Raw genomic sequence first — 23,437 nt, forward strand, 5'->3', positions numbered from 1 at the left:
AAAACATCCCGCGCCGTTCGCATGAACTACCCGATTATCGCCTACTCGACTTCGACCGCCTCTTCGTTCGGCTTGTGCGGCGGGTTCCCGAGCTTGTCGAACGACAACTGCACCTTGTCGCCTTCGTCGACGTCGACCGTCACGTGACCGCCGTTCAGCAGCTTGCCGAACAGCAGTTCGTCGGCCAACGCACGGCGGATCGTGTCCTGGATCAGCCGCTGCATCGGTCGCGCGCCCATCAGCGGATCGAAGCCGTGCTTCGCGAGATGCTTGCGCAACGCGTCGGTGAAGAGCGCGTCGACCTTCTTCTCGTGCAGCTGTTCCTCGAGCTGGATCAGGAACTTGTCGACCACGCGCATGATGATTTCCTCATCGAGCGAGCGGAAGCTGATGATCGAATCCAGGCGGTTGCGGAACTCCGGCGTGAACAGGCGCTTGATGTCGGTCATCTCGTCGCCCGTTTCACGGCGCGTCGTGAACCCGATGGTCGCCTTCTGCATCGACTCGGCGCCCGCGTTCGTCGTCATGATGATGATGACGTTGCGGAAATCCGCCTTGCGGCCGTTGTTGTCCGTCAGCGTGCCGTGGTCCATCACCTGCAGCAGCACGTTGAAGATGTCCGGATGCGCCTTCTCGATTTCGTCGAGCAGCAGCACGCAGTGCGGCTTCTTCGTGACGGCTTCGGTCAGCAGGCCGCCCTGGTCGAACCCGACGTAGCCCGGCGGCGCGCCGATCAGGCGGCTCACCGCGTGACGCTCCATGTATTCCGACATGTCGAAGCGGATCAGCTCGATGCCGAGCGTGAACGCGAGCTGGCGCGCCACTTCGGTCTTGCCGACGCCCGTCGGGCCGGAGAACAGGAACGCGCCGATCGGCTTGTCCATCTTGCCGAGACCCGCGCGCGCCATCTTGATCGAGGCAGCCAGTGCGTCGATCGCCGGATCCTGGCCGAACACGACGCTCTTCAGGTCGCGGTCGAGCGTCTGCAGCTTGCTGCGATCGTCCTGCGACACGCTCTGCGGCGGCACGCGCGCGATCTTCGAGATGATTTCCTCGATCTCGCTCTTGCCGATCGTCTTCTTCTGCTTCGACTTCGGCAGGATGCGCTGGGCCGCGCCCGCTTCGTCGATCACGTCGATCGCCTTGTCCGGCAGATGACGGTCGGTGATGAAGCGCGCCGACAGTTCGGCCGCGGCCGACAGCGCACCCGACGAATACTTGACGCCGTGATGCTCCTCGAAGCGCGACTTCAGCCCGCGCAGGATCGCGACCGTCTGCTCGACGCTCGGCTCCGTCACGTCGACCTTCTGGAAGCGCCGCGACAGCGCCGCATCCTTCTCGAAGATGCCGCGATACTCGGTGAACGTGGTCGCGCCGATGCACTTGAGCACGCCCGACGACAGCGCCGGCTTCAGCAGGTTCGACGCATCGAGCGTGCCGCCCGACGCGGCGCCCGCGCCAATCAGCGTGTGGATTTCGTCGATGAACAGGATCGCGTGCGGACGCTCCTTCAGCTCCTTCAGCACCGTCTTCAGCCGTTGCTCGAAGTCGCCGCGGTACTTGGTGCCCGCGAGCAACGCGCCCATGTCGAGCGAGTAGACCTGCGCGTTCGCGAGGATGTCCGGCACTTCGCCGCGCGTGATGCGATAGGCGAGCCCTTCCGCGATCGCGGTCTTGCCGACGCCGGCCTCGCCGACGAGCAGCGGATTGTTCTTGCGGCGGCGGCACAGCACCTGGACCACGCGCTCGACCTCGGGCTCGCGGCCGATCAGCGGATCGATGCGGCCGTCCTTCGCCATCTGGTTCAGGTTCTGCGTGAATTGCGCGAGCGGCGTTTCCTTCTGCGCATTCGCGTCTTCGCTTTCCGCATTCGCGTCGGACGACTTCGCGGCTTCGCCGCTGTTCGTCTTCGCGATGCCGTGCGAAATGAAGTTCACGACGTCGAGGCGCGTGACACCCTGCTGCTGCAGGTAGTACACGGCATGCGAATCCTTCTCGCCGAAGATCGCGACCAGCACGTTCGCGCCGGTTACTTCCTTCTTGCCGTTCGACGTCGACTGGACGTGCATGATCGCGCGCTGGATCACGCGCTGGAAACCGAGCGTCGGCTGGGTATCGACATCGTCGGTACCCGGGACGGTAGGTGTGTTGTCGTGGATGAAATTGCGCAGGTTCTGACGCAAGTCCTCGATGTTTGCCGCGCACGCGCGCAACACCTCGGCCGCCGTCGGATTATCCAGCAGGGCCAGCAGCAAATGCTCGACCGTGATGAACTCATGGCGCGCCTGGCGTGCTTCCATGAACGCCATGTGCAGGCTGACTTCCAATTCCTGGGCAATCATGCTTCCTCCATCACGCACTGCAGCGGATGCCCGGCCTGCCGCGCATGGGTAACGACTTGCTCAACCTTGGTCGACGCGATGTCCCGCGTATAGACCCCACAAACCCCTCGCCCTTCACGATGGACCTTCAGCATGATCTGAGTGGCCGTCTCGCGATCCTTCTTGAAATACTCCTGGACCACCATCACGACGAATTCCATCGGCGTGAAGTCGTCGTTCAGCAGCACCACCTTGTACATCGAAGGCGGCTTGAGCTTCTGCTGCTTGCGTTCCAGGACGGTGCTGTCCTGCTTGTCCGGGATAATCGCCATACACCCATTCTAAACAACTCGGACAGGCCCGCAATCCTGCCATTACCCGACCGACCGGCCGGCGCCCTCCCCGGAATCCCGGAACACGCGATCTTCTTCGTGCCATACGAAAGCCGGCTGCGGTGCCGGCTTTCACGCGTGGCGCGGAACACGAACCGTCAGGGGGAACCGCACCGGAACGTCGTGTCCGCATCCAGTATCCCACAAGCCGGGACGACTCGAACGCGTGTCACTCGAGCCTGGTATATGAGCCGATTATGCGGCTTTTCAAGACCGCGCGCTTGGCCGCGTGCTGCCAAGCAAAGCCGGAAAAACCCTGAAAATGGGTTCTTTACAACGTCCCTCTAAACGTCTAAAAATTCCACTTGACACTCCAATAAAGAGCGCCAACAATCAAGCTGGCACTTTTTTCAATTTGCCGGTTGGCAAAATGAAAGAGGCCGAAGGTGAGCTTGTGAGGGGGGAACGGCTGTGTTTTCCGGTCGTTTAGCTTTTCGAGCGTGCTCGTGGTAAGTAGCAGCGACTGTGTGACAGGGGAAGTAGGAAATGGCAACTGGTATCGTTAAGTGGTTCAACGACGCGAAGGGCTTCGGTTTCATCACTCCCGACGAGGGCGGTGAGGATCTGTTTGCGCACTTCTCGGCTATCACCATGAATGGCTTCAAGACGCTGAAGGAAGGCCAGAAGGTGAGCTTTGACGTCGTTCAAGGACCGAAGGGCAAGCAAGCGTCGAACATCCAGGCCGCATAAGGCACCGGATATCAGACGAAGAAACCCGGCGCATGGTTTGCGCCGGGTTTCTTTATTTGAGGCCGGCCAATCGATAATCGATTGGCCGACCTTTTCGTTCAATCCCGATAATTGAACACACATTGTCTTGTCACGCGCGCAGATCGGATACTCATCCCGCGCGTGAAACATAATCATCACCTCGTTACACGACCTTCAGCGTGCCCATCATGCCGAGATCCTCGTGTTCGAGAATGTGGCAATGAAACATGCGCTCTCCAGGCATGTCTTGCGTGACGAGAATCGTCACGGTTTCGCCGCTGCGCACGTTCACCGTATCGCGCCATGCACGGAACGGTTCGCTCGTGCGCGCACCGCCCGACTCGCGCTCGATCACCTGGAACTGCGTGCCATGCAGGTGGAACGGGTGATCCATGTCGGTGCCGTTGCGGATCGTCCAGCGCTCGACGTCGCCACGGCGGCTCGTCAGCGTCGCGCGATGCGGCGCGTAGGTGTCGCCGTTGATCGTGAAGCGCATGCCCGCCGGACGGCCGTGCGCGGCCCCCTTCATCATCGCGTCCATGTCCATCTCCTCGCCGAACGCGACCGTCTTGTGCGCGACCGGTTCGCCCAGCGACGGCACCGTACGCAGGGTCGCCGGCAGCGCACGTGCGGCGGCCGGCGCGAATGCGACGTCGGCCAGTGCCAGCGCCGGATCGGGCGGCAGGCTGCCGTGTCCGTCATCGTGCGACATCGACATCTTGCGGCGGTCGTATTCGGCCGCCTGCAGCACGGCGCGCGACGCCCGGTCGCCGGCGCGGACCAGCAGTTCCGCCCGTTCGCCCGGCGCGATCAACAGCGACGTGACGCGGCGCGGCGCGTCGAACAGGCCGCCGTCGGTGCCCGCATGCTCGAACGCGCGGCCGTCGTCGAACGCGACGCGCAAATAGCGCGCGCTGCACACGTTCCACACGCGCCAGCGCTCGTCGCCCGCGACATCGATCCGCGGCCGGCGGGCGCCGTTGACCAGCACGAACTGGCCCTCGCGACCGTTCATCCAGTCCATCATGTCGTTCGGTGCAACCGTGCCGTCGCGCGCAAGCTTCAGGTCCGACACGAACAGGTTGCGCTCGGGCCAGCCCGTCAGCGGATCGTCCACGGCGCGCACGACGAACGGACCGGCGAGCCCGCGGAAGACCTGTTCGGCCGTCATCATGTGCGGATGCGGGTGGTACCAGTAGGTGCCGGCACTCCCCTTCGGCAACGTGAAGCGGTACACGCGCGACGCGCCGGGCGCGACCGGATCGGAAGGATTGCCGTCCTGGTCGGGCGGCACCGGCAGGCCGTGCCAGTGGATGGTCGACGGCTGCGGCAGCTTGTTCACGAACTTGATCTCGACCGTGTCGCCCTCGCGCACGTCGATCAGCGGACCGACGACGGGGCCCTGCGTGCCCGCACCGAACTGCCAGAACGTGGTGGGCCGTGCACCGTGCAGCATCGGGCGCGCCACGGGCTGCGCCACCAGCGTGGCCCGAAACATGCCGGGCTCGCGGCTTTCGTTCGCGAGCGTGCGCAGCGCCGCGAGCGGCGCGCCGGCCGGCAACGCGTCGGCGGCCGCGAGCGCGGCCGGTGCGGACTTGCCGTGCTGCCCGTGACCCGCCATCCCTGACATGCCGGGCATGTCGTCCATCGAGTCCATGCCGGCCATGCCGGCGTGACCTGCATGCTGCGCCCACGCGGCGCGCGCGAACAGCGACGCAGCCGCGACACCGATGGCGCGCGACAGGAAGGTTCTCCGTATCATCAATCGTTCCTCGTTATCCATGCTGGGTCGCGCGGCCGCCGCGACGCCCGCGCCGGCCGGCCGAAGCGCCGGTGCGCGACGCAAATCCTGATGCCCGCGTCATCATAACCGCAGGGCCAAATCGAGACGCGCCGCGGCCGGCCGGGCGGCGATACGCCGCAGGGTTCGACCACGCCGCACCCGAATGGCACGCATCGGCCCGCATCGTCGATCGGCGATGCACGGCGCTTCGCTCACGGCCGAAGCGCCCTTCAACCCTGCCCCTGGCAGTTCCCAGGCAGTCGCCTCGCGCCTGCCGTTCGGCCCCACCACGACGCGGGCCACTTCACCGATCCGCAAACCCGTCAATATTTCACGATGCGGAACAAGTCTCTGCGTTATAAAAATTCGTGGTGCAGGGCACAAAATCCCCGTTTCGCGATGCCGAAAAACGTTCCGCAATACAAAATGATGAAAATAATTATTTGTTTTTAAAAGGGAAATTTTGTTTAGTGAAGGCGTTCTACATGCACCATCCGAGCGGGCCGCGGACGTAGACTTTGTTCCATGCACTGACGCTTCGCCACGACGTTCGATACGGAACCGGGCGCAAGCAGCCAGTCGGGCCACAGCCGGCCAAGTCGGCGGGCGGCACACCAGAATCGCTTGTGATCAGAAAGGGAGAACGGAAATGAAGGGATTTCGCTTTGGTTCAGCGCTCGGGTCGTTCTACATCCTGCCGGGTAACGGCGGCTGGGAAGCGACGTTCGGCAACGCCCTGCTCGGCGCATTCTCGTGCCCCGAAGTGGCAGCCGACCACATCTCCCGCGGCGACTGCGAGCAACTGTCCGAACTGGACACGGCAACGCTCGAAGTGCCGCACGAAATCGCCGAATGGGAAATCGTTCACGTCTGAATGACAAACCCGCAACGAAAAACGCCCCGGGCGTCCGGGGCGTTTTTCTTTTGTTGCCGGTGGCAGGCAGCAATGCCCGCCGCGCCGGCACACGCATCGGCCCGCGCGATCGCGCGGCCTGCGTCAGGCGACCGCGTCGACGATGCCGTTCAGCGTCACGCTCGGGCGCATGGCCTGGCTCGTCAGGTCGACGTTCGGACGGTAGTAGCCGCCGATGGCTTGCGCCTTGCCCTGCGCGGCCGCCAGCTCTTCCAGGATGCGCGCCTCGTTGTCGGACAGCGCCTTCGCCACGCCTTCGAACTGCGCCTTCAGCGCCGCGTCCTCGGTCTGCTCGGCCAGCGCCTGCGCCCAGTACAGGCACAGGTAGAAGTGGCTGCCGCGGTTGTCGAGGCCGCCGACCTTGCGCGCCGGCGACTTGTTCTCGTCCAGGAACTTGCCGGTCGCCTGGTCGAGCGTCTTCGCGAGCACGACCGCCTTGGGGTTCTGGTACGCGTTGCCGAGGTGTTCGAGCGACGCGGCCAGCGCGAGGAATTCACCGAGCGAATCCCAGCGCAGGAAGCCTTCCTCGACGAACTGCTGCACGTGCTTCGGCGCGGAGCCGCCCGCACCCGTTTCGAACATCCCGCCGCCGGCCATCAACGGCACGATCGACAGCATCTTCGCGCTGGTGCCGAGTTCCATGATCGGGAACAGGTCGGTCAGGTAGTCGCGCAGCACGTTGCCGGTGACCGAGATCGTGTCCTTGCCCGCCCGGATGCGCTCGAGCGAGAAACGCGTGGCTTCGACCGGCGTCATCACGCGGATATCGAGGCCGTTCGTGTCGTGATCCTTCAGGTAACGCTCGACCTTCGCGATGATCTGCGCGTCGTGTGCACGCGCCGGATCGAGCCAGAACACGGCCGGTGCGCCGGTCGCGCGCGCGCGGTTGACAGCGAGCTTGACCCAGTCCTGCACCGGTGCGTCCTTCGTCTGGCACATGCGCCAGATGTCGCCCGCTTCCACCGCATGCTCGAGCAGCACGTTGCCCGCTTCGTCGGTGACGCGCACGACGCCGTCCGCCGGGATCTGGAACGTCTTGTCGTGCGAACCGTATTCTTCAGCCGCCTGCGCCATCAGGCCGACGTTCGGCACGCTGCCCATCGTGACCGGATCGAACGCGCCATGCTGCTTGCAATCCTCGATCACAGCCTGGTAGACACCTGCGTAGCAGCGGTCCGGAATCACGGCCTTCGCGTCGTACAGCTGGCCGTCCGGGCCCCACATGCCGCCCGAATCGCGGATCATCGCCGGCATCGATGCGTCGACGATCACGTCGCTCGGCACGTGCAGGTTCGTGATGCCCTTGTCCGAGTTGACCATCGCCAGGCGCGGACGCACTGCGTATTCGGCCTTGACATCGGCTTCGATCGCTTCGCGCGTGTCGGCCGGCAGGTCCTTCAGGCGCGCGTACAGGTCGCCGATCCCGTTGTTCGGGTTGAAGCCGACCTGCGCCAGCACGTCTGCGTGCTTCGCGAGCGCGTCGCGGTAGAACACCGACACGAAGTGACCGAACAGGATCGGGTCCGAGACCTTCATCATGGTCGCTTTCAGGTGCACCGAGAACAGCACGTCCTGCGCCTTGGCGTCGGCGATCTGCGCTTCGATGAAGCTGCGCAGCGCATTGCGGCTCATCACCGAAGCGTCGATGACTTCACCGGCCTTCACGGCCGTCTTTTCCTTCAGCACCTTCTTCGCGCCGTCGGTCGTCGTGAGTTCGATCTTCACGCTGCCGGCATCGGCGATCAGCGCCGACTTCTCGCTGCCGTAGAAGTCGCCTTCGGTCATGTGCGCGACGTGGGCCTTCGACGTGGCCTTCCACGCACCCATCTTGTGCGGATGCTTGCGTGCGTAGTTCTTGACCGACAGCGGCGCGCGACGGTCGGAGTTGCCTTCGCGCAGCACCGGGTTCACCGCGCTGCCCTTGATCTTGTCGTAGCGCGCCTTGACCGACTTTTCTTCGTCCGTCGACGGATCTTCCGGGTAGGCCGGCAGCTTGTAGCCCTGCGCCTGCAGTTCGGCGATCGCGGCCTTCAGCTGCGGCACCGATGCGCTGATGTTCGGCAGCTTGATGATGTTCGCTTCCGGCTTCAGCGTGAGCTGGCCCAGTTCGGCCAGATCGTCGGAACCCTTCTGCTCGGGCGGCAGAACGTCCGCGAATGCGGCGATGATGCGGCCGGCGAGCGAGATGTCGCGCGTTTCGACGGCGACGCCGGACGAGCGCGTGAAGGCCTTGACGATCGGCAGCAGCGAATAGGTCGCGAGCGCGGGCGCTTCGTCGGTGAGGGTGTAGATGATCTTGGGCGAAGTGGACATGGTGGTCAAAGCATTGCTACGTGATTGTTGAACAGGGAGCGCCGGCGGGTAACCGGCGGGGAGCGACCGGGTCGGTCGCGAAAGGGGCGCGCCGGCTCAGCCGGGCGGTGGTGTTGCGAGGGCCGTCATGTTCTACCTTGCAGGGGCTCCGGGCCGCATCGCGGCGCCGCGGCCCGCATGCCGGACCGCCCTGCCAACAAACCTGCCATCCACGAAACGCTCCGGCGCCGGCAGTAGGCGCCGGGGCGGCCGGCAACCTGCCGGCCCACCCCGGAAGGGGTCTTACATGTTCTCGATCAGCACTTCACCGAAGCCCGAGCACGACACCTGCGTCGCACCTTCCATCAGGCGCGCGAAGTCGTACGTGACGCGCTTCTGCAGGATCGACTTCTCCATCGCGGCGATGATCGTGTCGGCGGCTTCCGTCCAGCCGAGGTGGCGCAGCATCATTTCCGCGGACAGGATCTCGGAACCGGGGTTCACGTAATCCTTGCCTGCGTACTTCGGCGCGGTGCCGTGCGTCGCTTCGAACATCGCGACCGAATCCGACAGGTTCGCACCCGGCGCGATCCCGATGCCGCCGACCTGCGCGGCCAGCGCGTCGGAGATGTAGTCGCCGTTCAGGTTCAGCGTGGCGATCACGTCGTATTCGGCCGGGCGCAGCAGGATCTGCTGCAGGAACGCATCGGCGATCGAATCCTTGATCACGATCTCGTTGCCCGTCTTCGGGTTCTTCACGCGCATCCACGGGCCGCCGTCGATCAGCTCGCCGCCGAATTCCTTCTGCGCGAGCGCGTAGCCGGCGTCACGGAACAGGCCTTCCGTGAACTTCATGATGTTGCCCTTGTGCACCAGCGTGACCGACTTGCGATCGTTGTCGATCGCATACTGGATCGCCTTGCGCACGAGACGCTCGGTGCCTTCGGTCGACACGGGCTTGACGCCGATCCCCGAGGTTTCCGGGAAGCGGATCTTCTTCACGCCCATCTCGTCCTGCAGGAACTTGATCACCTTCTTCGCCTGCTCGGAGCCCGCGGCCCATTCGATGCCTGCGTAGATGTCTTCCGAGTTCTCGCGGAAGATCACCATGTCGATCTTTTGCGGCTCGCGCACCGGCGACGGCACGCCCTTGAAGTACTGCACCGGGCGCAGGCACACGTACAGGTCGAGTTCCTGGCGCAGCGCGACGTTCAACGAACGGATGCCGCCGCCGACCGGGGTCGTGAGCGGCCCCTTGATCGACACCACGTATTCCTTCAGCACCTGCAGCGTTTCGTCCGGGAGCCACACGTCCGGACCGTACACCTTCGTCGCCTTCTCGCCCGCGAAAATCTCCATCCAGTGGATCTTGCGCTTGCCCTTGTACGCATGCGCGACCGCCGCGTCGACGACCTTGATCATGACCGGCGTGATATCGAAGCCCGTACCGTCGCCTTCGATATAGGGAATGATCGGCTGATCGGAAACGTTGAGCGAGAAGTCCTTGTTGACGGTGATCTTGTCACCGCCTTCCGGAACCTTGATGTGCTGATACGGCATGATCGACTCCAGTGACGTGGCTGAGCAGGTGATGCTGGTCGAAGCTGCGCGCGCGGCGGGGGCGCGGCATGGCCACCCCGTGACGGCAACAGCGAGCCGCTATTCTAGCGCCCCAACCGGGCACTTCGGCATGAAGCGCGGCACTGCGTATCAAGACCCCACTTATGTCTTATATAAGACAGAGGACTTGCCGTTCCGTATTATGCATTAAGATTCCGCCATTTGCCATAGACCGCCCGCCCCCGCTTCCCGCGGCCCGCCGGGCGGACGCCCCGCCATGAACCTGATCGCCCTCAACAAGCCGTTCGGCACGATTTGCCAGTTTTCCGCGCACGAGACGCGCCCGTCGCTCGGCGACTGGGTCAAAACGCCCGGCGTCTACGCGGCCGGCCGGCTGGACGCGGACAGCGAGGGGCTGCTGCTGCTCACCGACGACGGCGCGCTGCAGGCGCGCATCGCCGAGCCGCGCCACAAGCTCGTCAAGCGCTACTGGGCGCAGGTCGAGGGCGCGCCCGGCCCCGCCGACCTGAAGGCGCTCGCGCGCGGCGTCGACCTCGGCGACTACGTGACGCGTCCGTGCCGCGCCGAGTTCATCGAACCGCCCGACACGCTGTGGCCGCGCAATCCTCCGATCCGCTACCGCGCCGCGATCCCGACGACGTGGATCGAGCTCGCGATCACCGAGGGCAAGAACCGGCAGGTGCGCCGGATGACGGCGGCCGTCGGCTTCCCGACGTTGCGCCTGGTGCGTGTCGGCATCGGCGCACTGGATATATTCGCGCTCGGCATTGCACCGGGAGAAACAATCGCGCTGTCGCCACGCGCGCCGTGGGAGGGTTTCGCGCCCGCCGGATGACGAATTCGGGATGGGCGAATTTTTCGTCATCTTTTTCGTCAACCGGCTGCGAAGATCGCGCGTTAAATCACGCAGATGCCAACCTTAGCTATCCGGCATTGGCAGCCGAACCCGTGTTTGCGTCACGAAAGCGACGTTTTTATCGAATACGATTCGGCGCCCGCAGCGCAATGAGAAATTTCTCGAAGCGTCTGTCAACCGAAAGGTGGATGGCACCGTTAGACGACATGACTCCTATTGCCGGGTCATTTGGTTAATTAACTAAAGCTGAGGAACACAACATGAACAAACTGATCGCTGCTCTGGTCGCTGGTCTCTTCGCAACGGCTGCTTTCGCACAAGCATCGGCTCCGGAAGCTGCTCCGGCTGCTGCTGAAGCTGCTTCGGCACCGGCTAAGCACGCTGCCAAGAAGCACCACGCAGCCAAGAAGCACCACAAGGCATCGAAGAAGGCTGCAGCGAGCGACGCAGCAGCACCGGCAGCTGCTTCGAACTAAGTAAGCCTGCTGTAATAAATAACGCAGTCAAGAACACGCAGTCTTGCCGTTCTTACGGCGTTGAAAGGCAGATCACCGCAAGGCGATCTGCCTTTTTCTTTTTGTGCCCGACGACACGCATCGCGTACCATGCGGGTCTCGTTTTCCAGATAGGAGCCTTGCTGTGCAATTCTCCCTGCGTTCGTCGCTCGGCCGCCTTGCGCGCGCCGCCGTGTTTCCCGCCGCGCTCGCCGTCATGGCGTTCGGCATGCAGGCCGCCGGCGCGCAAGTGCCGCCCGGCGCCAAGCAGCCGAGCGAATTCCCGCGCGTGAAGCTGCGCGCCGGCATGTACGTGATCGACGCGGCCGTCGCCGCGAACGACCCCGACCGCGAACAGGGGCTGATGTACCGTTCGCAGCTCGCGCCGAACGAAGGCATGCTGTTCGTGTTCAACGAGAACGCGGTGCATTGCTTCTGGATGAAGAACACGCTGATTCCGCTGTCGATCGCGTTCATCCGCGCGGACGGCACGATCACCGACATCGACGAGATGAAGGCCGAGACGACCGACAACCACTGCCCGCGCAACAACGGCGTCTATGCGCTCGAAATGAGCAAGGGCTGGTTCGCGGCGAAGGGCATCAAGCCCGGCATGAAGCTCGAAGGCCTGCCGAAGGCCCAGTAACGGCCATTGCCGCGGCACCGTGCCGCGCACCGACCGAAGCCGGCCGCCCGTTGCGCGCCGGCTTTTTTTTCGCCCGCCGGCGGGGGCGCCCGGCTTGATTCCGCCGCCGCCGGCCGCATCTGCAAAAGCCACGCGCAAGCGCTATGCTTTAAGTCTCGCTTGTCCAGTCCGGGCCGCCACCGTCGGCCCGCTTACATCCGAACCTAAGGAGGTTCACGTGCCCCGCAAAACCCCCATCGAGCGCTATCGCAATATCGGGATCAGCGCTCACATCGATGCCGGCAAAACCACGACGACCGAGCGCATCCTGTTTTACACCGGCGTGAGCCACAAGATCGGTGAAGTGCACGACGGCGCGGCCACGATGGACTGGATGGAGCAGGAGCAGGAACGCGGCATCACGATCACGTCGGCCGCGACCACGGCGTTCTGGAAGGGCATGGCCGGCAACTATCCCGAGCACCGGATCAACATCATCGACACGCCCGGGCACGTCGACTTCACCATTGAAGTCGAGCGCTCGATGCGCGTGCTCGACGGCGCGTGCATGGTCTACGACTCGGTCGGCGGCGTGCAGCCGCAGTCCGAGACCGTCTGGCGCCAGGCCAACAAGTACAAGGTGCCGCGCATCGCGTTCGTCAACAAGATGGACCGCATCGGCGCCGATTTCTTCCGCGTGCAGAAGCAGATCGGCGAGCGCCTGAAAGGCGTCGCCGTGCCGATCCAGATTCCGATCGGCGCGGAAGATCATTTCCAGGGCGTCGTCGATCTCGTGAAGATGAAGGCGATCGTGTGGGATGACGAGAGCCAGGGCGTGAAGTTCTCGTACGAGGACATCCCGGCAAACCTCGTCGAGCTCGCGCACGAATGGCGCGAAAAGATGGTCGAGGCCGCGGCGGAAGCGAGCGAGGAACTGCTCGAGAAGTATCTGCACGACCATGAATCGCTGACCGAGGACGAGATCAAGGCGGCGCTGCGCAAGCGCACGATCGCGAACGAGATCGTGCCGATGCTGTGCGGCAGCGCGTTCAAGAACAAGGGTGTGCAGGCGATGCTCGACGCGGTGATCGACTACCTGCCGTCGCCGGTCGACGTGCCGGCCATCCTCGGCCACGACTTCGCCGATCCGGAAAAACCGGCGGAACGCCATCCGAGCGATGACGAACCGTTCTCGTCGCTCGCGTTCAAGATCATGACCGACCCGTTCGTCGGCCAGCTGATCTTCTTCCGCGTGTATTCGGGCGTCGTCGAATCGGGCGACACGGTGCTCAACGCGACCAAGGACAAGAAGGAACGGCTCGGCCGGATCCTGCAAATGCACGCGAACGAGCGCAAGGAAATCAAGGAAGTGCGCGCGGGCGACATCGCGGCGGCCGTCGGCCTGAAGGAAGCGACCACCGGCGACACGCTGTGCGATCCGGCGAAGCCGATCATCCTCGAGAAGATGGAATTCCCGGAACCGGTGATCTCGCAGGCCGTCGAGCCGAAGACGAAGGCCGACCAGGAAAAGATGGGCCTGGCGCTGAACCGCCTCGCGCAGGAAGATCCGTCGTTCCGCGTGCAGACCGATGAAGAATCCGGCCAGACGATCATTTCGGGGATGGGCGAGCTTCACCTCGAAATCCTGGTCGACCGGATGAAGCGCGAATTCGGCGTCGAGGCGACGGTCGGCAAGCCGCAGGTCGCGTATCGCGAGACGGTGCGCACGACGGCGTCCGACGTCGAGGGCAAGTTCGTCAAGCAGTCGGGTGGTCGCGGCCAGTACGGCCACGCGGTGATCACGCTCGAGCCGAACCCCGGCAAGGGCTATGAGTTCCTCGACGAGATCAAGGGCGGCGTGATTCCGCGCGAATTCATCCCGGCCGTCGACAAGGGCATCACCGAGACGCTGAAGAGCGGCGTGCTCGCGGGCTACCCGGTCGTCGACGTGAAGGTGCACCTGACGTTCGGCTCGTACCACGACGTCGACTCGAACGAAAACGCGTTCCGGATGGCCGGCTCGATGGCATTCAAGGAAGCGATGCGCCGCGCGAAGCCCGTGCTGCTCGAGCCGATGATGGCCGTCGAGGTCGAGACGCCCGAGGAATTCATGGGCAACGTAATGGGCGACCTGTCGAGCCGTCGCGGCATCGTGCAGGGGATGGAAGACATCGCGGGTGGCGGCGGCAAGCTCGTGCGCGCCGAAGTGCCGCTCGCGGAAATGTTCGGCTACTCGACGTCGCTGCGTTCGGCCACGCAGGGCCGCGCGACCTACACGATGGAGTTCAAGCAGTACGCGGAAACGCCGGCCAACGTATCGGAAGGCGTGATCAACGCGAAAGTGAAGTAAGCGCGGCGCGCTCGCGCGCGGCTGCTTGCAGGCAAGGCCCGTCCGGTTCCGGACGGGCTTTTTTTCATTCGTGCACACCGTGCACGCCGCCCTTTTTGATCGGCACGACCCGGTTTTTTTTCGCGTGCCACAATGCATCGCGATTCATCAGATGGAACCATCCCGATGCCGCCCACCCCTGCCCTGCGCCGCCTGCTGATCCTCTATGCCGGCCTGATCGCCGCGAATGTCGCCGTGTGGCTGTGGGCGCTCGCCGTGTTGCGCGATCATCCGCTGCTGCTCGGCACCGCGGCGATCGCATACGGACTCGGGCTGCGTCATGCGGTCGACGCCGATCACATCGCCGCGATCGACGTTGCGACGCGCAAGCTGATGCAGGAAGGCCAGCGTCCGGTGAGCGTCGGGCTGTTCTTCTCGCTCGGCCATTCGACGATCGTGATCGTCGCGACGCTCGGCATCGCGCTGACGGCGTTCGCGCTGCGCGACCGGTTCGATGCATTCCGCGAGATCGGCGGCACGATCGGCACGGCGGTGTCGGCCACCTTCCTGCTCGTGCTCGCGTGCGTGAACCTGGTGATCCTGCGCGACGTGTGGCGACGCTATCGCGGCACGCACGGGCATGCGCACGGCGCCGCGCATGTGCATCGCCCTGCCGGACTCGTGTCCCGGCTGCTGCGTCCGCTGTTCCGGTTCGTGTCGAAGAGCTGGCACATGTATCCGGTCGGCGTGCTGTTCGGGCTCGGTTTCGATACTGCAACCGAAATCGGCCTGCTCGCGATCGCCGCCGCGCAGGCGAGCCAGGGGCTGCCGGTCTATACGGTCATGCTGTTTCCCGCGCTGTTCACCGCCGGCATGACGCTGATCGACTCGACCGACAACGTGCTGATGATTCATGCGTACGGCTGGGCGATGGACGATCCGCAGCGCAAGCTGCTCTACAACGCGAGCATCACGTTCGTGTCGGCGGCCGTCGCACTGGCGATCGGCGGGATCGAGGCAGCCGGCCTGCTGGCCAACAAGCTGGCGCTGACGGGCCCCGTGCGCGACACGCTCGATGCGCTCGGCGAACGCTTCGGCTCGATCGGCTACGGCATCGTCGCGCTGTTCCTCGTGTGCTGGATCGCGTCGATCCTGTTCCACCGCTGGCAGCGTGCGGCCGATGCGCCTGCGCGCTGAGCGACGCGCGAACGGTCGGACGTTTCATTCCGGAAACAAAATCCCCCCGACGATGCCGCGTGCGTGCGTCGCGTGTCCGCACGCGCCTTGCGCGACGGGCACAAGCGGCCGATGGCACGAATCTCGCACATAGGGATTCGCACGGCGGGCCCGCGTGCCGATTCGCGTTCGCGGCTGGCGTCAAGCGCCGGCCCTAAGGCAATCGGCCACCGATAGGATAACGAATCTTTTATGGCTCCCTGCACTACACGTAGCTAGCCGCGCGGCAACGAGGCGTCGCGCGCATGGGGAGGCCATGATGCATAAGACGAAACAACCGTCCCGCCCGGCGGGACGGCGCCCTCGTGCAACCTTGCTGGCCGCGGCCGCGTTTGCGTGCTGCTGCTCGTATGCCGTCGCACAAACCACCACGCCTGATTCCGCGCCCGGCGCGAACGCCGGCTCGGACACCATCATGACGCTGGTCGCGGACGCTACGTCATGCGCAGCCAATCCGGCTGGGTGTGCGGTGCAGGTCTATGCCGGTCATGGTATCGGCGGGAACGGGGCCGGCCCGAGCGGCAGTGGTAGCGGCAGCCCTGGGCCGGCCAACGGTAGTGGCAGCGGCAACGGTAGCGGGGGAAATAACGGCAACGGTGCCGTCGGACCTGCCGGTGTCGGTGGAACGACAGGCGGAACGTCCGGCGGGACGAGCGGCACGGGTCGCGGAGGCAACTCGTCCGGCAACGGTGGTAACGGTAGTTCCGGTGGTGGCGGTACTTCCGGTGGTGGCACTTCCGGTGGTGGTACTTCCGGTGGTGGTACTTCCGGTGGTGGTACTTCCGGTGGCGGCACTTCCGGTGGGGGCACTTCCGGTGGCGGCACTTCCGGTGGCGGCACTTCCGGTGGCGGCACTTCCGGTGGGGGCACTTCCGGTGGGGGCACTTCCGGTGGTGGCACTTCCGGTGGCGGTACTTCCGGTGGCGGTACTTCCGGTGGCGGTACTTCCGGTGGCGGTACTTCCGGCGGTGGCACTTCTGGTGGTGGTACGTCGGGAGGCGGTACGTCGGGAGGCGGTACTTCCGGTGGCGGTACTTCCGGCGGTGGTACTTCCGGTGGTGGTACTTCCGGTGGCGGTACTTCCGGTGGCGGAGGCCATGGCGGACACGGAGGCGGTGGCGATGGTGACGGAGGTGGTCACGGCGATGGCGGTGGCCACGGCGACGGTGGCGGCCATGGCGATGGCGGTGGCCACGGCGACGGTGGCGGCCATGGTGACGGCGGTGGTCACGGCGATGGCGGTGGTCACGGCGATGGCGGTGGCCACGGCGACGGCGGTGGCCACGGCGACGGTGGCGGCCATGGCGACGGCGGTAGCCACGGCGACGGTGGCGGCCATGGCAATGGTGGTGGCCATGGCGACGGCGGTGGCCATGGCGACGGCGGTGGCCACGGCAACGGCGGTGGCCACGGCGACGGCGGCGGTCACGGCAACGGCGGTGGCCATGGCGACGGCGGCGGTCACGGCAACGGCGGTGGCCATGGCGACGGCGGCGGTCACGGCAACGGCGGTGGCCATGGCGACGGCGGCGGTCACGGCAACGGCGGTGGCAACGGCGACGGCGGCGGTCACGGCAACGGCGGTGGCAACGGCGACGGCGGTGGCCATGGCAATGGCGGTGGCCATGGCGACGGTGGCGGCCACGGCAACGGCGGTGGCCATGGCGACGGCGGCGGTCACGGCAACGGCGGTGGCAACGGCGACAGTGGCGGCCACGGCAACGGCGGTGGCCATGGCGACGGCGGCGGTCACGGCAACGGCGGTGGCAACGGCGGTGGCGACGGCGGTGGCGACGGCGGTGGCGACGGCGGTGGCCATGGCAATGGCGGTGGCCGTGGCGACGGTGGCGGCCACGGCAACGGTGGTCACGGCAATGGCAATGGCGGTGGCAACGGCAACGGCGGCTCGGGCAACGGTGAAGGCAACGGCAACGGTGGCCACGGCAATGGCGGCGGCAACGGCAATGGCAACGGCAGTGGTGGCGCCGGCAATGGCGGGCCCAACGGTGTCGGCAATGGCCACGGCACCGGCAACGGCAATGGCGGCGGTCACGGCAACGGCGGCTCGTCCGGCGGCAATCACTGACCGGACACGTTGCCTGACCGGGTGCCGTCAGAGCATCTCGAGCGCGCGCTTGCTGCGCGGCGGACGGAAATACGCGTCAAGCTGCGCGCGCTCGTCATCGCTCAATTCGAAATCGAGCGCGGCGCGATTGTCGCGCACGTGCTCGATCCTCGATGCCTTCGGGATCGCGAATACGCCCGGCTGCGCGAGCACCCATGCCAGCGCGACGCGCATCACCGACACGCCGCGCAGCCGCGCGATCTCGTCGAGCGGCGAACGCTTCGGTAACCGCCCATGGTCGACCGGGCTGTACGCCATCGCCGGCATCCGGTGATCGGCGAGCCAGGGCAGCAGGTCGAATTCCGGGCCGCGCCGCGCGATGTTGTAGAGGATCTGGTTGGTCGCGCAGGCACCGCCGCCCGCGTCTTCGACGAGTTCCTCCATATCGGCCGTATCGAAGTTGCTCACGCCCCAACGACGAATCTTGCCCGCGCGCTGCAGCGCCTCGAAGCCCTCGACCGTTTCCTCGAGCGGCACCGAGCCGCGCCAGTGCAGCAGGTACAGATCGAGACGATCGGTGCGCAAGCGCTTGAGGCTCGCGTCGCACGCGGCAACGACGCCGCGCCGGCTCGCATGGTGCGGATAGACCTTGCTGACGAGGAACACGTCGTCGCGCAGGCCCGCGAGTGCTTCTCCGACCAGTTCCTCGGTCGCGCCGTCGCCGTACATCTCAGCCGTATCGACCAGCGTCATCCCGAGTTCGATGCCTTCGCGCAGCGCGGCGATCTCGTCCGCTCGGCGGGCGGGCCGCTCACCCATTTCCCAGGTGCCCTGACCGAGCTTCGGAATCGTCTCGCCGTCCGGCAGGACGACCGTGGCGATCGTGTCTGTCATGCGTTCCTCGTTGCGGGTTCGTGGCCGCGCAGCGCGGCCAAAGCATGGAATACGACGTGTCAGTGTAGTCAATCGGCACGCTGACGGCCTATTGCACGGCAAAAACCGGCTATAACGGCACCGCATGATGACTTAGAATGGCCGCAACCTGATCGATACCCATTCCATGAAGGCACCCACGGACGACCGGTGGCAGGACCTGCGCCCCGACCCGGACAACGACACGCCGCTGTACCTGCAGCTCGCCCGCAAGCTCGGCGACGCGATCCACGACAACCGCTGGACAGCCGGCGAGGCATTGCCCTCCGAGCGCGTGCTGTCCGATGCGCTCGGCGTGTCGCGCATCACCGCACGCAAGGCGATCGCGCTGCTCGTCGAGCAGGGTTTGATCCGTCGCACGCAGGGCGCGGGCAATTTCATCCAGCCGCGCTACGAGGATCCGCTGTCGCGACTGTCGAGCTTCAGCGAAATGCTCGAACGGCGCGGCTTCAAGCCGAGCTCGCAATGGCTCGCGCGCGAGATCCAGCCGGCGAACCGCGACGAAGTGATCCAGCTCGGGCTGTCGCCGGCCGCATCCGTTACACGCCTGAAACGCCTGCGCCTCGCCGACGGCATCGTGATGGCCGTCGAGAACTCGACGTTCCCCGCGACGCTGATTCCCGATCCGCAGGCGATCGGCGGCTCGCTGTACAGCTATCTCGAAGCGCGCGGCACGCCGATCGTGCGCGCGCTGCAGCATTTCCGCGCGGTCAACGCGACCGACGAGATCGCCGAGCAGATGGGCATCGCGCCGCACGACGCGCTGCTGCTGATCACGCGGATCGGCTATACGTCGGACCAGCGCGCGATCGAACTGACCGATACCTACTGCCGCAACGATTACTACGACTTCGTCGTCGAGCTGCGCAAGTAACGCCGGCCGCGCGGCCGCCGCTTTCCGCTTACAGCCAGCGCGCGACGTCGGTGCCGGGCGGCACGGGCGGCCGTTCGAACGCCGGCGGCGTGGCCGACAGGCGCTCGGCCGGCCGCACGCTATCGAGCATGCCGAACGGCGATGCGATGCGATCGAACCGGTCGCGCACGTCGGCGGCCGCGAGATCGGGCGCACCCAGGCCGTCCGGCACGTTGCCGAACGACTGCAGCCAGCGTCCCGTCTGCGCGAGCGACATCCGCACGTGCCAGCTTCCGCCTTCGCTCGCCCGCCGCGCGAGCGCGATCATCGCGCCGAACGCCGCGAGATACCCCGTCGCGTGATCGAGCGCCTGGCACGGCAGGTGGCGCGGCGCGTCCGCGTGCGCGGCCTGCTGCTCCTGCCATGCGATCCCGCTCGCCGACTGCACGAGGCTGTCGAAGCCGCGCCGCTGCGCCCACGGCCCCGCATGCCCGTACGCGGATATCGACACGTACACGATGCCGGGCCGCCGCATCGCCAGTGCGTGCGGCGCGAAGCCGCGCGCCGCGAGCGCGCCGGGCCGGTACGACTGCAGGAACACATCCGCGTCGTGTACGAGCGCGTGCAGCGTATCGATGCCCGCGGCATCACGCAGGTCGATCCACGTCGAACGCTTGCCGCGCCCGTTGTCGATCACGAGCGGCGCGATGTTCGGCAGGTGCGGGCCGTTGACGAGCAGCGTCTGCGCGCCATGTGACGCCAGCGTGCGGCCCGCGACCGGCCCCGCGATGATGCGCGTGAGATCGAGCACACGCACACCCGTGAGCGGCTGGCCGGCTTCGCCTCGACCGATCGGCTCGACCGGTGCATCGCCGATCCGCTCGATCTCGAACAGCGGCAGCGACGCGATCGCGCGCGCTTGCTCGAGCGACGCCCACTCGTCAGGTGTTCTGATCAATGCGGCACACAGCCCGGCGTCGGCCAGCGCGGTATCGAGTGCCGCGCCGTCCCACGTGCGGATCGCCGCGGCGACATCGTCCCGCTGCGCGCTACAGCCAAGCACGTCGAGAATGCCGCTCAGGTGATGCGGGAAGTTCGCGTGCAGCTGGATCCAGCGGCCGTCGCCCGTCTCGAAGAAGCCCGTCACCGGATGACGCAACTCCGGCGGCGGACCATCGTCCACGCGCAGGTAGCGTTCGCTGCGGAATGCGACGAGCGCGTCGCGCACCGACACGTCGACGGATTGCGCAACACCCGTGCGAAGCCGGTGGCATTCGGCCGCCGCGAGCCCGGCTGCCGCGATTGTCGCCGCGGCCAGCGTGCCGACCCGGAAGGTCGAAGGCAACGTCGGGTCCTGCCCCGTTACGGTCGCACGGGCCAGCGCGCCGGGGTCGCCGTGTGCGAGCCGCCACAGATGCGCCAAAGCAAGTTCGGGTGTCATGGCGGAATGGGCGGTGAGAAAGACAACATCGAGTCTAGGATCGGCGGCAGTCGCGAGCAATCCTGATTGCACGAATCCGCACAGCACATACGGTCGTATTCCCTGCGTTCCGGCAGAAACGGCCGACCCACGCCTTTCAGTGCGCTGGAAACCTGCCGGTACCCTCGATACCGGCGTGCCCGCTGCACGTGTGAACCGCGACCTGCTGCGCTTACTACCGGATCGCGCAACCGGGTACCGCTACCATCACGCGAATCGAATGCGGCTGTCGGCACGCTGCCGTGCCGACGCGAAACGCTCGCGCGCCAGCGTCGAACGTTCGCTCGACCGGGACGTACCGAAGCCAGACCCGCAGATCACTTAGATCGCCGCATGACCACACGGCCGGCTGGATCACACATGCGCTCGAACACGGCACGCACGGAGCGCCGATCCCGCCCCGGGCGCGCTACGTCGGCAACGACGCGGGCGCATGGCGCCGGCCGTCTCGCCACGCGACGAGCGGCCTCCACCACGCCTGCGCGGCGCGCCTCGCCGGCACCTCGAGCGGACCGAACGCGAACGTCGCGCCCTGCGACCCCGCGCTGACCCATACGCGCATGCCGGGCGTCAGCATCAGCGCAGCCCCGGCGCCAAGCCAGTGATCGTCGGGCAAGCCCTCGATCGTCACCCAGACCTCGCCGTCGGCCACCTCCAGCGAGGTGCGATCGACGATCCGCCACCGACCGGCCGGCTCGTCGCCATCGATCACATAAAGTCGCAGTTCGCGCATGGCAGCCTCCTGGTCGCACGGATCCGATGGCATCAGTATTTCGGACAGTGGCAGCACACGGACAGATACGGCTGCAGACACTTTTGGCCGAACTGTACTGGTCGATCGACAGGGACGGGAGGCGCCTGTCGGCGGACTTCGCGCCTTCCTTGCGCCGAACCGGCACGACGGGACGGCTTTCCCTACAATGTCGGCTGTCCCGCGCCACCCTCCCGCCCCCATGTTCCAGCGTCCGCCTGCCGCCGCCCCCGGCGAAAAGAATCTCACCGTGATGCTCTGGCTCGTCGCAACGGGCTTCTTCATGCAGACGCTCGATGCGACCATCGTGAACACGGCGCTGCCGTCGATGGCCGCGAGCCTCGGCGAATCGCCGCTGCGGATGCAGTCGGTCGTGATCGCGTACTCGCTGACGATGGCGGTGATGATCCCGGTCTCGGGCTGGCTCGCCGACACCTTCGGCACGCGGCGTGTGTTCTTCAGCGCGATCCTGGTGTTCTCGCTCGGCTCGCTGCTGTGCGCGAATGCGCATACGCTCACGCAACTTGTCGCGTTCCGCGTCGTGCAGGGGGTCGGCGGCGCGATGCTGCTGCCGGTCGGACGGCTCGCGGTGCTGCGTACCTTTCCGGCCGAGCGCTACCTGGCCGCGCTGTCGTTCGTCGCGATTCCCGGCCTGATCGGCCCGCTGATCGGGCCGACGCTCGGCGGCTGGCTCGTGAAGATCGCGTCGTGGCACTGGATCTTCCTGATCAACGTGCCGGTCGGCGTCGCGGGCTGCATCGCGACCTTCTATTCGATGCCCGATTCACGCAACCCGGCCGTCGGCCGCTTCGACCTGAAGGGCTATCTGCTGCTGACGATCGGCATGGTCGCGATCTCGCTGTCGCTCGACGGGCTCGCCGATCTCGGGATGCAGCACGCGGCCGTGCTCGTGCTGCTGATCCTGAGCCTCGCGTGCTTCGTCGCGTACGGCCTGTATGCGGTGCGCGCGCCGCAACCGATCTTTTCATTGGAGCTGTTCCGGATCCATACCTTCAGCGTCGGGCTGCTCGGCAACCTGTTCGCGCGAATCGGCAGCGGCGCGATGCCGTACCTGATCCCGCTGCTGCTGCAGGTGAGCCTCGGCTACTCGGCGTTCGAGGCCGGGCTGATGATGCTGCCGGTGGCCGCAGCCGGGATGTTCTCGAAGCGGATCATCACGCGCCTGATCGAGCGGCACGGCTACCGCAAGGTGCTGCTCGCGAACACGATCATGGTCGGCGTGATGATGGCGAGCTTCGCGCTGATGCGCGACACGGTGCCCGTCTGGGTGAAGGTCGTGCATCTCGCGCTGTTCGGCGGCTTCAACTCGATGCAGTTCACCGCGATGAACACGCTGACGCTGAAGGATCTCGGCACGGGCGGCGCGAGCAGCGGCAACAGCCTGTTCTCGCTCGTGCAGATGCTGTCGATGAGCCTCGGCGTCACGGTCGCGGGGGCGCTCCTCGCGACGTTCACGGGCATGCTGCGCACCGTGACGCCGAGCAACACGCTGCCGGCGTTCCATGCGACGTTCATCTGTGTCGGCATCATCACGGCGGCTTCCGCGTGGATCTTCGCGCAGCTCGCGCCCGAGATCCGCAGCACCGCGCGCAAGACCGACCCGTCCGAGCGCGCGTGATGCGTGGCGCGCGCCGAACCGGGTCGGCGCGCACCATCACGGTGCAGCGCGGCCCTGCGAGGCGCATCTGAAACACCGGCCATGCCCCGCGGGGCTCGGCCGCGACGCGCCGCCGCACGGGGTACGATGCCGTGCACGCTTCTTGCTCGCCTATTCTCTAGGTAAACTGGCAGTCCTCCTTCG

18 protein-coding genes are annotated in these 23,437 nt (G+C 65.9%); 9 read left to right on the plus strand and 9 right to left on the minus strand.

The genetic code is table 11. The features are described 5' to 3' along the window. Positions 1–41: 41 nt before the first annotated feature. Complete coding sequence (gene clpA / locus CFB43_RS14045; protein WP_089495486.1) at positions 42–2,342, minus strand: ATP-dependent Clp protease ATP-binding subunit ClpA; 2,301 nt, start codon at positions 2,340–2,342, stop codon at positions 42–44. Further along, a complete protein-coding gene (gene clpS / locus CFB43_RS14050) occupies positions 2,339–2,653 on the minus strand; it encodes an ATP-dependent Clp protease adapter ClpS (RefSeq protein WP_006398529.1) in 315 nt (104 codons plus the stop codon). The genes clpA and clpS overlap by 4 nt, the downstream gene beginning before the upstream one ends. A gap of 546 nt (positions 2,654–3,199) precedes the next feature. On the opposite strand from clpS, the gene CFB43_RS14060 reads away from it, so the two are divergent. Next, the gene (locus tag CFB43_RS14060) at positions 3,200–3,403 is read left to right on the plus strand and encodes a cold-shock protein (RefSeq protein ID WP_006478030.1); all 204 of its coding nucleotides are present in this window, start codon (positions 3,200–3,202) and stop codon (positions 3,401–3,403) included. Positions 3,404–3,587: 184 nt separating this feature from the next. Here the strand turns inward: CFB43_RS14060 and CFB43_RS14065 are convergent, their stop codons facing one another. Then, positions 3,588–5,186, minus strand: a complete 1,599-nt coding sequence (locus tag CFB43_RS14065; protein ID WP_089495487.1) for a multicopper oxidase family protein — start codon at positions 5,184–5,186, stop codon at positions 3,588–3,590. A gap of 670 nt (positions 5,187–5,856) precedes the next feature. On the opposite strand from CFB43_RS14065, the gene CFB43_RS14070 reads away from it, so the two are divergent. Further along, complete coding sequence (locus tag CFB43_RS14070; RefSeq protein WP_006490888.1) at positions 5,857–6,081, plus strand: hypothetical protein; 225 nt, start codon at positions 5,857–5,859, stop codon at positions 6,079–6,081. 123 nt (positions 6,082–6,204) lie between these two features. Here CFB43_RS14070 and CFB43_RS14075 read toward each other — a convergent pair whose 3' ends face one another. Next, positions 6,205–8,433, minus strand: a complete 2,229-nt coding sequence (locus tag CFB43_RS14075) for an NADP-dependent isocitrate dehydrogenase (protein ID WP_089495488.1) — start codon at positions 8,431–8,433, stop codon at positions 6,205–6,207. Between the two features lie 282 nt (positions 8,434–8,715). Continuing rightward, positions 8,716–9,972 carry an NADP-dependent isocitrate dehydrogenase gene (gene icd, locus CFB43_RS14080; protein ID WP_006478026.1) on the minus strand — a complete coding sequence of 419 codons (1,257 nt, stop codon included), beginning with the start codon at positions 9,970–9,972 and terminating at the stop codon, positions 8,716–8,718. Positions 9,973–10,249: 277 nt separating this feature from the next. Here icd and CFB43_RS14090 point away from each other — a divergent pair, with 277 nt between their 5' ends. The 5 genes from CFB43_RS14090 (at position 10,250) to CFB43_RS14110 (ending at position 15,494) form a co-directional block, all read left to right on the plus strand. Continuing rightward, positions 10,250–10,828, plus strand: coding sequence for a pseudouridine synthase (locus CFB43_RS14090; protein WP_089495489.1), 579 nt, complete (start codon positions 10,250–10,252; stop codon positions 10,826–10,828). Positions 10,829–11,109: 281 nt separating this feature from the next. Then, a complete protein-coding gene (locus CFB43_RS14095; protein WP_011352970.1) occupies positions 11,110–11,325 on the plus strand; it encodes a hypothetical protein in 216 nt (71 codons plus the stop codon). Between the two features lie 163 nt (positions 11,326–11,488). Further along, positions 11,489–11,989: a DUF192 domain-containing protein gene (locus tag CFB43_RS14100; RefSeq protein WP_089473431.1), complete on the plus strand. Its 501-nt coding sequence runs from the start codon at positions 11,489–11,491 to the stop codon at positions 11,987–11,989. A 217-nt stretch (positions 11,990–12,206) separates the two neighbouring features. Further along, positions 12,207–14,318, plus strand: a complete 2,112-nt coding sequence (gene fusA / locus CFB43_RS14105; RefSeq protein WP_089495490.1) for an elongation factor G — start codon at positions 12,207–12,209, stop codon at positions 14,316–14,318. A gap of 165 nt (positions 14,319–14,483) precedes the next feature. After that, positions 14,484–15,494, plus strand: a complete 1,011-nt coding sequence (locus CFB43_RS14110) for a HoxN/HupN/NixA family nickel/cobalt transporter (protein WP_179254833.1) — start codon at positions 14,484–14,486, stop codon at positions 15,492–15,494. A gap of 478 nt (positions 15,495–15,972) precedes the next feature. Here the strand turns inward: CFB43_RS14110 and CFB43_RS39195 are convergent, their stop codons facing one another. Both CFB43_RS39195 and CFB43_RS14130 read right to left on the minus strand, forming a co-directional pair. Further along, positions 15,973–17,586 (minus strand): hypothetical protein, encoded by a 1,614-nt coding sequence (locus CFB43_RS39195; protein ID WP_179254834.1) that lies wholly within the window; start codon positions 17,584–17,586, stop codon positions 15,973–15,975. 60 nt (positions 17,587–17,646) lie between these two features. Continuing rightward, the gene (locus CFB43_RS14130) at positions 17,647–18,492 is read right to left on the minus strand and encodes an aldo/keto reductase (protein ID WP_089495492.1); all 846 of its coding nucleotides are present in this window, start codon (positions 18,490–18,492) and stop codon (positions 17,647–17,649) included. 166 nt (positions 18,493–18,658) lie between these two features. On the opposite strand from CFB43_RS14130, the gene CFB43_RS14135 reads away from it, so the two are divergent. After that, positions 18,659–19,405 (plus strand): GntR family transcriptional regulator, encoded by a 747-nt coding sequence (locus CFB43_RS14135; protein ID WP_089440857.1) that lies wholly within the window; start codon positions 18,659–18,661, stop codon positions 19,403–19,405. Positions 19,406–19,433: 28 nt separating this feature from the next. Here the strand turns inward: CFB43_RS14135 and CFB43_RS14140 are convergent, their stop codons facing one another. Then, the gene (locus CFB43_RS14140) at positions 19,434–20,825 is read right to left on the minus strand and encodes a CoA transferase (protein ID WP_089495493.1); all 1,392 of its coding nucleotides are present in this window, start codon (positions 20,823–20,825) and stop codon (positions 19,434–19,436) included. Positions 20,826–21,273: 448 nt separating this feature from the next. After that, a complete protein-coding gene (locus CFB43_RS14145; RefSeq protein ID WP_089495494.1) occupies positions 21,274–21,597 on the minus strand; it encodes a DUF2917 domain-containing protein in 324 nt (107 codons plus the stop codon). 220 nt (positions 21,598–21,817) lie between these two features. Here CFB43_RS14145 and mdtD point away from each other — a divergent pair, with 220 nt between their 5' ends. Next, on the plus strand, positions 21,818–23,254 hold the full coding sequence (gene mdtD, locus CFB43_RS14150; protein WP_089495495.1) for a multidrug transporter subunit MdtD: 1,437 nt from the start codon (positions 21,818–21,820) through the stop codon (positions 23,252–23,254). The last annotated feature ends 183 nt before the right edge of the window (positions 23,255–23,437 follow it).

The organism is Burkholderia sp. AU15512, from assembly GCF_002223325.1.
In the GTDB taxonomy this organism is placed as follows: domain Bacteria; phylum Pseudomonadota; class Gammaproteobacteria; order Burkholderiales; family Burkholderiaceae; genus Burkholderia.